Raw genomic sequence first — 12,361 nt, forward strand, 5'->3', positions numbered from 1 at the left:
CCCGCCTATGGACGTGAAGCCCGTAACCCTGTCCGGCCAGCATGTGACATTGATGCCGCTGTCGATGGAGCACCTGCCGGGGCTGGCCGAGGCCGGCAGGGAGCCGGCGCTGTGGCTCTACTCGCCGACCGCGGCCACCGGCATCGATGGCATGCGCGCCTATCTGCAGGAAGCGCTGGACGGCCAGGCGGCGGGCACGGCGCTGCCCTTCACCACGGTGGACAAGGCCAGCGGCCGCATCGTCGGCTCCAGCCGCTTCGCCGCCATCGACCGCAAGAACAGGCGGCTGGAAATCGGCTGGACCTGGATCGATCCTGCCTTCCAGCGCAGCCATGTGAACACGGAGGCGAAGATGCTGATGCTGCAGCACGCCTTCGAGGTGCTGGGCTGCATGCGCGTGGAGTTCAAGACCGACCAGCTGAACGTGAAGTCGCAGACGGCCCTTGGCCGGCTGGGCGCGGTGCAGGAAGGCATCTTCCGCAAGCATATGATCATGCCGGACGGACGCATCCGCCACTCGGTCTATTTCAGCATCCTCGACGAGGAATGGCCGGCGGTCAGGACGCGGCTGAGCGAGCGGCTGGCACGGGGCGGCTTCGGTAGCTGAGCGACGGTGCCGTACCATCCTCCGAGGCCTCGAAGCGGATCACGCAGTCGCGGCCGCCCCGCTTGGCGGCATAGAGCGCCCGGTCAGCCTGGGAAATCGCTTCCTCGATCATGTGCATGGCAGGCTGGGCCTCGGCCACGCCGATGCTGATGGTGGCACTCAGCATTGCGCCATCGAACGGAACCTCGACCGCCGCGAAGCGCCGGCGCAGATTCTCTGCCAGCGCCGCGGCACCATCCATGCCGGTATCGGGCAGCAGCACACAGAACTCCTCCCCGCCATAACGGCAGGGCAGGTCGCTGCGGCGCAGCCCCGCCCGCAGCTCGTCGGCAAAGGCGGCCAGCACCGCATCACCCGCATCATGGCCCCTGGCGTCGTTGATCTTCTTGAAATGGTCGAGATCGATCATCAGGACCGACAGCGGCGAGCCCTGCCGCAGCGCCCGCGCGAAATGCCGGCGCGCCTCATCCATGAAGGCGCGGCGGTTCAGCAGGCCGGTCAGATCGTCATTCATCGCCATCCGGCGCAGATTCTCGTGCAGCCGTTCGGTCGCCATCAGCAGGCAAGCGATCGGCACGGCGACAATCATCAGACAGGCCTCGTAGAACACCGCCGTCTGCACGGCATTCACTTCCAGCAGATTGTCGCCGGCACCCCAGACGGCCACGACCAGAAAACGGGTCCATTGCGATGTGCCATGGATCAGCTGCAGCACGCCCATCACCTTCACCGGCGCGCTGCCACGCGCGGCACCGGGCCGGAAATGCTCATAGGCCGTGGCCATCGCCATCAGGCCGAGATAGAAGGCGGATATCAGCACCCGCGCGCGATAATCGAAATCGGCGAAGATGAAATAGGCCATCGCCAGAATCGCCAGCGCTGGCGCAGCCATGAACAAAATGGAGGGGCGCGGCCGGCCGAGGAAATTGCGCGACCCCCACAGCAGCATCAGGGCCGCAGTGCAGAAGGCCATATTGCTGCCCAGCAGCAGCCAGGAAACCTGGCCTGTGGGGTTCAGGACGATCAGCAGCAACCCCAGCGCGTTCAGCAGATAGGTCCAGACCCAGTAGCGCAGCGCCTGGATATCGCGGTTGAATCGCCAGGAGGCGGCAAAGGTCACGGCAGCCGTGATTGCCATTCCGAAGGCCACCAGGACCAATGTGCGCGTATCCAGGATCATCTTGTGCCGGACTGCAAACAGAAAGCGATGGAATGTACACTCCATCGCCTTTCTAACACTCGAAGAATTACTAAAAGATAAAAATCGAGATTTTTAACATCGGAAAATCCTAATCCGGAATTTTAGAGAAGTCTGCTGTTCCCTTGCCACAGGGATGCGCATGGTTCAGCGGCCCGCTGCCCTTGCCGAAGCCCGGTGCGGTCCGCAGCGCCTCCCGCAGATAAGCACGCGCGCGTTCCACCGCCTTCTGCATGTCCAGCCCCTGGGCGAGGCCACAGGCCAGCGCCGAGGCCAGGGTGCAGCCGGTTCCGTGATTGCTGTTGTTATCGATCCTGCTGGCGCTCATCACATGGGTGCCGGTCTGCGTCACCAGCAGGTCGGTCACCGTATCGCCGGGCATATGCCCGCCCTTCATGAGGACGGCCTGCGGCCCCAGCGTCAGCAGCATCTGGCCGGCATGGTGCATGTCGTCGGTATCGCGGATGGTCATGCCGGTCAGCAGCTCCGCCTCCGGCACGTTGGGCGTCAGAACCGTCGCGCGCAGGATCAGGTCGCGCTTCAGCACGTCCATCGCCGTCGGGTCAAGCAGCCGGTGCCCGCTCTGCGAGACCATTACCGGATCGACCACCAGCGGCACATCCTTGGCCAGGCTATCCAGTTCTGCACAGACCGCCTCGATCACCGCCGGCCGGTGCAGCATCCCGGTCTTCACGCAATCGGCACCGATATCCTGCAGCACCAGCTGCATCTGCTGGCGTATGAAATCGACCGGCACCTCGTGGATGCCGAACACGCCTTGCGTATTCTGCGCGGTCAGCGCGGTAATCGCGGTCATGGCATAGCCATTCAGGGCCGTAACCGTCTTGATGTCGGCCTGGATACCGGCCCCGCCGCCGGAATCCGAGCCCGCCACGATCAGCACGCGTCCGCGCATGAGCCTACCCCGCGACCTTCTGGCCGGCGGTTTCCCGCACAGCCGCGACGATGTCGTCCACGATCCGGTTGATCAATGCCGCATCCTCCCCTTCCGCCATGACCCGAATGACGCTTTCCGTACCGGATTTGCGGATCAGCAGCCGCCCCTGCCCGGCCAGTTCCGCCTCCCCCGCCGCGATGGCATCGCGCACCGGCTTTTCCTCCAGCGGCGCGCCCGTGCCATAGCGCACATTCTTCAGCACCTGCGGCAGCGGCGTGAACACCCGCGCCACCTCCGACAGGGGCCGCGCCGATTCCACCAGCACCGCCAGCACCTGCAACGCCGCGATCAGACCATCACCGGTCGTCGCGTAGTCGCTCATGACAATATGTCCGGATTGCTCGCCGCCAAGGTTGTAGCCCTCGGCACGCATCCGCTCCACCACATAGCGGTCGCCAACGGCGGTCCGCACCAGCGCAAGGCCGAGCCCCGCCAGATAACGCTCCAGCCCCAGATTGGACATGACGGTCGCAACCACCCCACCGCCCTTCAGCAGGGCGTTGGCATGCCAGAAGGAGGCGATCAGCGCCATCACCTGGTCGCCATCGATGATCTGGCCCTTCTCGTCGCAGACGATCAGCCGGTCGGCATCGCCATCCAGCGCGATGCCGAGATCGGCCTTGTGCTGCAGCACCGCGTCGCGCATCGCCTGCGGGGCGGTGGCGCCGCACTTGTCGTTGATGTTGAAGCCGTTCGGCTCCACCCCGATGGGAATGACGTCGGCGCCCAGCTCGAACAGCACGCGCGGGGCCACCTTGTAGGCCGCCCCCTGCGCGCAATCGACGACGATCCGCAAACCATCGAGCCGGCTGCCCCGGGGAAAGGTGTTCTTCACGAATTCGATATAGCGTCCGCCTGCATCTTCCAGCCGGCGCGCCCGGCCCAGCTTGGCGGGTTCGGCCAGATACATCTCCGGCCCGATCTCGATACGCCGCTCGATCTCCAGCTCGACCTCGTCGGACAGCTTGAAACCGTCCGGCCCGAACAGCTTGATGCCGTTATCCTCGAAGGGATTATGCGAGGCCGAGATGACGACGCCGAGATCCGCCCGGAAGGAGCGTGTCAGCATGGCAACGGCCGGCGTGGGCATCGGCCCGACCAGCACCACATCCATGCCGATGGCGATGAAGCCGGCGGTCAGCGCCGGTTCCAGCATATAGCCCGACAGCCGCGTATCCTTGCCGATCACCGCCAGCGGGCGGTGTCCGCCGCGCTGGCCGATGAACTGACGCCCGGCCGCCATCGCCACCTTCAGCGCGATTTCCGGCGTCATCGGATGGGTATTGGCAGTGCCGCGAATGCCGTCGGTGCCGAACAGTTTTCTCGTCATGGCGCGCGGTATATCCGAAGCGGGTGATGAACACCAGAGAATAGCCGAGAACGCGGCAATTTGCAGGCGGGATGAGGGAGGAGGCGGAGAAGCCAGCTCAATCGGCTATGGCCCCGGCAATGGCCAGTGCCTGCCGTGTCTCGTCCACATCATGAACGCGGATCATCTGCACGCCCTGCCGCGCCCCTTCCAGCGCCGCTGCCAGCGAGCCCGGCACACGCCGCTTCGGCTCCTCGCCGCGCGACAGCTTGCCGATGAAGCCCTTGCGCGAGACACCCAGCAGCACCGGGCAGCCAAGGCCGTGGAACAGCGCCAGATGCGACAGCAGCTCCAGATTGTGCCGGACCGTCTTGCCGAAGCCGATGCCGGGATCGATGGCGATGTGGGACAGCGGCAGGCCGGCGGCAAGGCAGGCCTCCACCCGCGCTTCCAGATAGTCGTAGATATCCAGCGGCGCGAACCGGTAGTCGGGGTCGTTCTGCATTGTCTGCGGCGTGCCACGCATATGCATCAGGATGGTCGGCGCCTGCCGTGCCGCCACCAGATCGAGGCTGCCGGTATCGCCGGTCCCTGGATCGCCGGTAAGCGCGGTGACGTCATTCACGATACCGGCCCCGGCGTCCAGCGCTGCCGCCATGACAAAGGCACGGCGGCTGTCGATGGAAATCGCTGCGCCTGAGCCCGCCAGCGCCCGGATCACCGGTACCACGCGGGCCTGCTCCTCATCCGCCGGCACCTCGGCGGAACCGGGGCGTGTCGACTCACCGCCGATATCCAGAATCGACGCCCCGGCCTCAGCCAGCGCCTGTGCCTGCCGGATCGCCCTGTCGGGGTCCAGGAAATCGCCGCCATCGGAGAAGCTGTCAGGCGTTACATTGACCACGCCCATGATCTGCGGCCGGTCCATCGCCAGCCCGGCAAAGTCCGGCCGCGGCATGGACAAGCGAGCGAACCAGGCCTCGACCTTGTCGGTCAGCCCCTCATCCGCCGCCCAGTCGCGCAGCTGCAAGGGCGTCGCGGCGATGGCGGTAATCCGGCCATCCGCGCGCCGCAAATAAAGATCGGCAAGGCTGAAGGCCCGCGCTGCCCCGGCAAGCCGGATGGCGAGGCCCGCCGCGATGGAAGCCTCCGCCGCCTCGCCCTCCAGCAGGCCGAGCGGTCGCAGATAGAGCCGGTCGGTGGAATCGGCGAGGCCTCGCCGCAGCGAGGCCTCCCGTTGAAACGATGCCGTCACTTCAGGATCGTCAGGCGCCGGGCTGGGGTTCCGGCTCCAGACCGCCGGGTGCGCCGCCGCTGTCGGTGGTGGGCACCGAGGTGCGCCGGCCGCCCGGCTTGCTGCCGCCATCCTCGCCGCTGTCGCGGACAACCGGCTGGCCAGCCAGCAGTGCCTTGATCTCCTCGCCGGACAGGGTCTCGTACTCCAGCAGCCCCTTGGCCAGCTTGTGCAGATCGTCCAGATGTTCGGTCAGGGTCTTGCGCGCCGACGCGTAGGTATCGTCCACGATGCGGCGGATCTCATCGTCGATCACCTTGGAGGTCGCGTCGGAGACCGGCTTGCGCTGCGCCACCGAGTGGCCCAGGAACACTTCCTGCTCCGGCGCTTCATAGGCGAGGAAGCCCAGCTTCTCGCTCATGCCCCATTCGGTGACCATGCGCCGCGCCACGTCAGAGACCATCTTGATGTCGGACGAGGCGCCAGTGGTGATCTTCTCCTCGCCGAAGATCAGCTCCTCGGCGATGCGGCCGCCAGCGGCAACCTTCAGATCGTCCAGCAGCTTGGCCTTGGAGATGGAGATGCGGTCGCCTTCCGGCAGGCGCATGACCATGCCCAGCGCCCGGCCACGCGGGATGATGGTTGCCTTGTGGATCGGGTCGCTCTCCGGGCAGTGCAGCGCCACGATGGCATGGCCGCCCTCGTGATAGGCGGTCAGCTTCTTCTCCTCGTCGGTCATGATCATGGAGCGGCGTTCCGCGCCCATCATCACCTTGTCCTTGGCGGCCTCGAACTCGGCCATACCGACGACGCGCTTGCCCCGGCGGGCGGCCATCAGCGCACCCTCGTTCACCAGGTTGGCGAGGTCTGCACCGGAGAAGCCGGGCGTGCCCCGCGCAATGACGCGGGCATCGACATCGCCGGCCAGCGGCACCTTGCGCATATGGACCTTCAGGATCTTCTCGCGGCCCAGCACGTCCGGGTTCGGCACCACCACCTGACGGTCGAAGCGGCCCGGGCGCAGCAGCGCCGGGTCCAGCACGTCCGGCCGATTGGTGGCGGCGATCAGGATTACGCCCTCATTCGCCTCGAAGCCGTCCATTTCAACCAGCAGCTGGTTCAGCGTCTGCTCGCGCTCGTCATTGCCGCCGCCAAGGCCGGCGCCGCGATGACGGCCGACCGCGTCGATTTCGTCGATGAAGATGATGCAGGGCGCGTTCTTCTTGCCCTGTTCGAACATATCGCGCACACGGCTGGCGCCGACGCCGACGAACATCTCGACGAAATCGGAGCCGGAGATAGTGAAGAACGGCACATTGGCCTCGCCGGCGATGGCGCGGGCCAGCAGCGTCTTACCGGTGCCCGGAGGGCCCACCAGCAGACAGCCCTTCGGGATCTTGCCGCCGAGGCGCTGGAACTTCTGCGGGTCACGCAGGAATTCGACGATCTCCTCCAGCTCCATCTTGGCTTCGTCGATGCCGGCGACATCCTCGAAGGTGACGCGCCCGGTCTTCTCGGTCAGCAGCTTCGCCTTCGACTTGCCAAAGCCCATGGCCCGGCCGCCGCCGCCCTGCATCTGGCGCATGAAGAAAATCCACACGCCGATGAACAGCAGCATCGGGAACCAGGAGATCAGGATGCCGAGCAGGCCGGACATGCCCTCTTCCGGTGGCTGCACATTGATGCGCACACCGTGCTCGCGCAGGCTGGTGACCATGTTCGGGTCATTCGGCGGCGTCACGGTGTTGAAGGCCCGGCCATCGGTGAAGTGGCCGCTGATGGTGTTGCCCTGAACAGTGACGTCACGCACCTGCCCGTTCTCGACCTCGTTCAGGAAGTCGGAAAAGGCGAGGCTGGAATAGGGCGTCCGGGTGGACGAACTCTGGAACAGGTTGAACAGCGCCACCAGCAGGACGCCGATTATGATCCAGAGTGCGAGATTCTTACCGAAATTGTTCACGACCTAGCCATCCTCAAATAGGCGCATGCGGGCTGTACCAGCCGGCTTCATCCCCGTCCAATTCCCTTTGGGGCGCTTTTGCAGCACCCCTCATGAGATAACGCTCGGCACCGGCTCCGCAACCGCAAAATCCGCACCGGCCAATGGAGGGGTAGCCGGAAAGGGATAAATAGCGTCCGAGGCGGGCAAGCCAAGCCGCATTCTAGACTCATTCAAATGGGGGAGTGCATCGCGCCCTTCAAGCGCTTCCGCACCAGCCCGCGCGGTTTCCCGCGTCAGGCGGATCCTGTCCTGCCCGCCGCGCCGTTCCGGGCGCAGCAGGCAGCCGCCCAGCGTCACCGACCGTTCCAGCGGGCCGGCGCCAAATTTGTCCCACAGAAGGTCCAGCCGCGCCTGCCGGGGCGGATAGGGCTGGCCGCCGACATGCATCAGGCAGCGCACCAGCGCCTGACGGCCCACCGCCGGCTCTGCCTCAGCCAGACCTGCGCGGTCCAGCGTCAGGGCGCGCGCCGCCGGCTGCGCCACGACAACCCGCGCCAGCAGACGGGCCACGGCACGGTCCTGCGCACGGCGTGCACGCCCGAGACGGGCGGCATCGGCCAGCAGCGATGCCTGCCGCGCCGGGTCTTCCGCCAGCGCCCGGCGGGCGCGGACGCGCGTAAAGCGCGCATCCCGATTGGAGGGGTCCTCGATCCAGCCCTGCCCGACCTGTTGCAGATAGGCACGGAGTTCCTGACCGAAAACAGTCAGCAGCGGCCGCAGCAGCCGGCAGAAGGGGCGCTCGACGATGGATGCCATACCGGCAAGACCGGTCGGGCCGCTGCCGGCCTCCTGCCGCAGGATCAGTGTTTCCGCCTGATCCCCGGCGTGATGGGCGAGCAGCAGGTGCAGGATGCCTTCGGCGGCGCAGAAATCCTCCAGCAGCCGGTAGCGGGCCTCCCGCGCGGCGGCCTGCAGGCCAGTCCGGGGCTTTTCGCCCTGCCAGGCCAAAGTGTGGTGAGGAATGTTGTGGGCCGCCAGCCAGCCCGCGACCTGCCGGGCCTCATCCGCCGAGTCCGGACGCAACCCGTGATCCACGGTCAGGCCGATGGCACTGCCGCCCCGGAGCCGCGCCCATCGGTCCGTCAGCAGCGTCAGCGCCAGGCTGTCGGCACCGCCGGAAACCGCGATAGCAAGCCGGGGGGCGGGTTCGAAACCGCCCAGCCGGTCGAGACAGTCAAGGAAACGCTGTTCCAGCCCGATTACGGGCATTTCAGCTTCTGGCGCTCCAGCTCGGCGCGGCGCTTCACGCTCTGCGCGGCGTTCGGATACTGCTTGGTTAGTTCGCTGAAGGCGACGCAGGCATCCTGCTTGCGGTTCAGGTTCGACAGCGACAGGCCCAGCTTCAAAAGGTTATCCGGCGCCTTGGCGTTTTTCGGATAGGTCTCGAAGCCATGGGCGAAGGCCACCGCCGCCTGCTCGAACTGGCCGCGCACATAATAGGTTTCTGCCAGCCAATACTGCGCATTGCCGGCCAGCTCGTGATTCTTGTTCTTGTCGAGGAAGGCCTTGAACTGCTGTTCGGCAGTCGGGAAGTCCTGGCGCACCAGCGTCTGGAACGCCTGGTCGTAAACCTCCTTCGGCGTCGCATTGGCCGGCAGCGCAGCCTGCTGCTGCGCCGGCCGGTTCGCCTCGGCACCGCCAGTTGCCGCCGATTGCGGCAGCGTGCCCAGGGTCTTCGGGCCACGGTCATCCACCGCCTCGCCGCCAGGCGCCCGGTTCGTGGTCGCACCCGGCTTGTCCGGGGCCTGCGGCGCCGGCACCGCGGCACCCTCGCCAGAGACCATCCGTTCCTCCAGCCGGGTCAGCCGGAAATCGATATCGCTGGACAGCTTCTCCATCCGGTCATTGAGGCGCTGGGTCGCGTAGCTGGCCTCCTCGATCCGGCCTTTCAGCTCGGCCAGCCGCGCTTCAAGATCAGTCAAACGGAAATGCAGATTGGAGAGCGCCTGCCCCTCGGCACCGGCAGCAGCCGGAGGCACGCTCCCCGCGGCGCCAGCGGCCGGGCGTTCGCCGCGATAGACATGGCGCTGGAGATCGGAGAGATCCTGCTGCAGCCGGCCGACCTGGTCGATCAGCGAACGCATGTCGCGATCCTGCGCCTGCACGGCGACCGGCGGCAATACAAGGGCGCCCAGCAGCAGAACAAGGGCCGCCGCGCGCGCCGCGCCAGACAACACTGTCTTAGACAGGACGGCACCAAAGCGACGGACCGGATGCGGATGGCGGTTCTGGATCATCGCACTCCCCATTTCGTCTTCAAGCCTGCGATTTTGCGGCAGGATGTTTCAGCCTCAACCGCGCCAAGGGCAAAAATAAGGCGCCGATCCAGCCACTGCCGGATCGACGCCCCATTCTACCTCAAAGGCGCAGGTGGTTAGTTGACCACCAGCACGCCACGACGGTTCTGCGCCCAGGCAGCGTCGTTCGAGCCGAGAACGGCCGGACGCTCCTTGCCGTAGCTGACCGTGGTCAGGCGGCCCGCGTCGATGCCGGAAGCGACCAGCGCGTCCTTCACCGAGTTGGCGCGGCGCTCACCGAGGCCCAGGTTGTACTCGCGGGTGCCGCGCTCGTCAGCATGACCCTCGATGGTGACGCGCACCGACGGGTTGCGCTTCAGCCAGGCGGCCCACTTCTCGACCTGACCACGCTGGTCGGCGCGGACATTGTACTTGTCGAAGTCGAAGAAGATACGGTCGCCAACATTCACGACCAGATCTTCCTGCGAGCCCGCACGCGGGCCGGCCGGCTGGGTCGTGGCAACACCCGAACCGCTGCTCGCACCGCTACCGCCGGCGGCGGCACCAGTTTCCGGAGCAGTTTCGCAAGCAGCAACCAGAAGCAGTGCTGCAAAAACACCAAGAATTTTTGTACGCATTATTTTCGCCCTCCGCGAACGCAATCCCAAAGATTAAGGGGAAAGAACGGTTTCGTGGGTGTCTACTTGATTGCTGGTATCAGTCTCAGATGGAAGTATACCTTCCATATTTCGTTCCAGCTTACAGCTTTTCCCGTAGGAACCCTAGCCCTACACCGACGGGCGCAATATAATTGTGGTATTTCAAGGAATCAAGGGGGACCAAGCGGGGTCCGACGCATCGATCGGCGTAACCACCTCGCGCAGATTCCGCCCGGTGAGGTCGATCGAGTACAGTTTCGCCGTGCCACCCTGCCCCCGTGTGTCCGTCGGAGTCTGGCGGAAGAACATCAGCACGCGGCCGTTCGGCGCCCAGGTCGGGCCCTCATCCAGGAAGCTTTCCGTCAGCAGACGCTCGCCACTGCCATCGGGCCGCATCACGCCGATATAGAACCGGCCGCGATTCATCTTGGTGAAGGCGATCAGGTCGCCGCGGGGCGACCATACCGGCGTTGCATAGCGGCCCTCGCCAAAGCTGATGCGCCGCACATTGCCGCCATCGCCTTCCATGACATAGAGCTGCTGCGAGCCGCCCCGGTCGGAGTTGAACACCACCTGACGGCCATCCGGCGAATAGGAAGGCGAGGTATCGATCGCCGGATCGTTGGTCAGCCGCAGCACCTTCCGGGTGCGCAGATCCATCGCGAAGATGTCCGAATTACCGTTGCGCGCCATGCTCATGATGACGGCATTGCCATCGGGCGAGAAACGCGGCGCGAAGGTCATGCCGGGGAAGTCGCCCAGCACTTCCTGCTGGCCGGTATCGATGTTCAGCAGATAGACGCGCGGCTTGTTGTTGAAATAGGCGAGGTAGGTGATCTCCTGCAGCGTCGGCGAGAAGCGCGGGGTCAGCACCAGCACATTGCCATCGGTCAGGAAGCGATGGTTGGCGCCGTCCTGATCCATTATGGCGAGCTGCTTCTTGCGCCGGTTCTGCGGACCGCTCTCGGCGATATAGACGATGCGTGTGTCGAAATAACCATCCTCACCGGTGATGCGCTTGTAGATCGCATCCGCCACGATGTGCGCCACGCGCCGCCAGTTGGCCGGCACGGTGTAATAGGCAAGGCCGGTCATCTGCTCTTCGGCGAACACGTCCCACAGCCGGAACTCGACCTTCAGCCGTCCGTCCGGCTGCAGGATCGCCGACCCGCTGACCAGCGCCTGCGCGCCGATCACCCGCCAGTCGGCAAAACGCGGCTGCTGCTGCACAGACGCCGCCGTTTGGATGAAGGCCTGCTTGTCGAGCGGCCGGAACAGGCCGGAGCGCTCCAGGTCGGCCGCCACCACCCGGGAGATGTCACGACCGACATCCACACTCTGCCCCTCGCCCTGGAAGTCGGTGATCGCGATGGGCATCGGCTCGGTCACGCCGCGCGTGATGTCGATGCGTAATTCCGCCGAGGCCGGCAGGGCCGTAGCCAGCACCAGCATGCAGACCGCGAAACTTGCCGTGAGGAACCGTCCGATGGTGTTGCCTGAAACAATCATGGAGCCAACATTTCCCTTGGGTTGAAGCTCAAGGTCATGGTCTTCCAGACCTCGAACTTGTCGCGCGGCAGCTTCAGCGGGCTGCAACGCGGGTTCAAGACGGCACGCAGGGCACTTTCCGCCGCCGAGCGGTAGAACGGGTCATTGCCCATCCTGCCGCTGTTGACGATACGGGCCTCGCGGACCGTTGCATCGCTATTCATCACAACGAATATGTCAACAATCAGTTCTTCCGCATAACGCGCGCCGGACGGCACGTTCCAGCATTGCGCGATCTGCTGGCGCACCGCGTCCAGCTCGCTGGCCGACAGGTCACGCGTCGGATCGTTCAGCCGGTTCGTCGGCTGCGCGCGCTCATTCTGTGGTGTGGCCGGTGCCGCCTGCTGGGTCTGCGGGCGCTGCGGGCGCGGCTTGCTGTCCTCCGGCGGAATCTGGTCGCGCATCTTGTTCACGCTCGACAGCAGCGAGGCCAGCCGGTTTTCCTGCTTCGGTTCCGGCTTCTTCTCGGGCTCCGGCTTGGTTTCCGCCGGCTTCACCTTGGGCGGCGTCGGCTTGGCCTGTGGCTTCGGCGGCGGCGGCGTCTCCGGTTTCGGCTCAGCCGTCTTCACCGGTTCCGGCTTCGGTTCGACCGCCTAGGCAACCTCCGGC

Annotated in this window: 11 protein-coding genes; 1 reads left to right on the forward strand and 10 read right to left on the reverse strand. The window is 65.6% G+C overall.

Annotation, left to right across the window (positions count from 1 at the left end; genetic code table 11):
- The first annotated feature begins 7 nt into the window (after positions 1–7).
- Positions 8–607: a GNAT family N-acetyltransferase gene (locus tag MK313_RS08905; RefSeq protein WP_287780925.1), complete on the forward strand. Its 600-nt coding sequence runs from the start codon at positions 8–10 to the stop codon at positions 605–607.
- On the opposite strand, the gene MK313_RS08910 is transcribed toward MK313_RS08905, so the two are convergent.
- From MK313_RS08910 to MK313_RS08955, 10 genes are all read right to left on the reverse strand, one after another.
- Entirely contained in the window at positions 558–1,787 is a 1,230-nt protein-coding gene (locus tag MK313_RS08910) for a GGDEF domain-containing protein (protein WP_287780926.1), read from the reverse strand. The genes MK313_RS08905 and MK313_RS08910 overlap by 50 nt on opposite strands.
- A gap of 109 nt (positions 1,788–1,896) precedes the next feature.
- Positions 1,897–2,721 carry a bifunctional hydroxymethylpyrimidine kinase/phosphomethylpyrimidine kinase gene (thiD, locus tag MK313_RS08915; protein ID WP_121221980.1) on the reverse strand — a complete coding sequence of 275 codons (825 nt, stop codon included), beginning with the start codon at positions 2,719–2,721 and terminating at the stop codon, positions 1,897–1,899.
- A 4-nt stretch (positions 2,722–2,725) separates the two neighbouring features.
- Positions 2,726–4,093, reverse strand: coding sequence for a phosphoglucosamine mutase (glmM, locus tag MK313_RS08920; RefSeq protein WP_287780929.1), 1,368 nt, complete (start codon positions 4,091–4,093; stop codon positions 2,726–2,728).
- Positions 4,094–4,190: 97 nt separating this feature from the next.
- Positions 4,191–5,327, reverse strand: coding sequence for a dihydropteroate synthase (gene folP, locus MK313_RS08925; protein ID WP_287780930.1), 1,137 nt, complete (start codon positions 5,325–5,327; stop codon positions 4,191–4,193).
- Between the two features lie 10 nt (positions 5,328–5,337).
- On the reverse strand, positions 5,338–7,266 hold the full coding sequence (gene ftsH, locus MK313_RS08930; RefSeq protein WP_008946288.1) for an ATP-dependent zinc metalloprotease FtsH: 1,929 nt from the start codon (positions 7,264–7,266) through the stop codon (positions 5,338–5,340).
- Positions 7,267–7,356: 90 nt separating this feature from the next.
- Positions 7,357–8,517, reverse strand: coding sequence for a tRNA lysidine(34) synthetase TilS (gene tilS, locus MK313_RS08935; RefSeq protein WP_287780931.1), 1,161 nt, complete (start codon positions 8,515–8,517; stop codon positions 7,357–7,359).
- Positions 8,508–9,545 carry a tol-pal system protein YbgF gene (gene ybgF, locus MK313_RS08940; RefSeq protein WP_287780932.1) on the reverse strand — a complete coding sequence of 346 codons (1,038 nt, stop codon included), beginning with the start codon at positions 9,543–9,545 and terminating at the stop codon, positions 8,508–8,510. Before ybgF ends, tilS begins: the two co-directional genes overlap by 10 nt.
- Before the next feature lie 137 nt (positions 9,546–9,682).
- Positions 9,683–10,183 (reverse strand): peptidoglycan-associated lipoprotein Pal, encoded by a 501-nt coding sequence (pal, locus tag MK313_RS08945; RefSeq protein WP_287780934.1) that lies wholly within the window; start codon positions 10,181–10,183, stop codon positions 9,683–9,685.
- Positions 10,184–10,366: 183 nt separating this feature from the next.
- Complete coding sequence (gene tolB, locus MK313_RS08950) at positions 10,367–11,713, reverse strand: Tol-Pal system beta propeller repeat protein TolB (protein ID WP_287780935.1); 1,347 nt, start codon at positions 11,711–11,713, stop codon at positions 10,367–10,369.
- A complete protein-coding gene (locus MK313_RS08955) occupies positions 11,710–12,321 on the reverse strand; it encodes a hypothetical protein (protein ID WP_287780936.1) in 612 nt (203 codons plus the stop codon). The genes tolB and MK313_RS08955 overlap by 4 nt, the downstream gene beginning before the upstream one ends.
- Between the last annotated feature and the right edge of the window lie 40 nt (positions 12,322–12,361).

This window comes from Oceanibaculum sp. (genome assembly GCF_022449305.1).
GTDB classification, from domain to species: domain Bacteria; phylum Pseudomonadota; class Alphaproteobacteria; order Oceanibaculales; family Oceanibaculaceae; genus Oceanibaculum; species Oceanibaculum indicum.

Bases quoted from the DNA above. Each gene is read 5' to 3' on its own strand.
- ybgF (WP_287780932.1), bottom strand. From the start codon at position 9,545: ATGATCCAGAACCGCCATCCGCATCCGGTCCGTCGCTTTGGTGCCGTC.
- tolB (WP_287780935.1), bottom strand. From the start codon at position 11,713: ATGATTGTTTCAGGCAACACCATCGGACGGTTCCTCACGGCAAGTTTC.
- glmM (WP_287780929.1), bottom strand. From the start codon at position 4,093: ATGACGAGAAAACTGTTCGGCACCGACGGCATTCGCGGCACTGCCAAT.
- tilS (WP_287780931.1), bottom strand. From the start codon at position 8,517: ATGCCCGTAATCGGGCTGGAACAGCGTTTCCTTGACTGTCTCGACCGG.
- MK313_RS08910 (WP_287780926.1), bottom strand. From the start codon at position 1,787: ATGATCCTGGATACGCGCACATTGGTCCTGGTGGCCTTCGGAATGGCA.
- pal (WP_287780934.1), bottom strand. From the start codon at position 10,183: ATGCGTACAAAAATTCTTGGTGTTTTTGCAGCACTGCTTCTGGTTGCT.
- MK313_RS08905 (WP_287780925.1), top strand. From the start codon at position 8: ATGGACGTGAAGCCCGTAACCCTGTCCGGCCAGCATGTGACATTGATG.
- thiD (WP_121221980.1), bottom strand. From the start codon at position 2,721: ATGCGCGGACGCGTGCTGATCGTGGCGGGCTCGGATTCCGGCGGCGGG.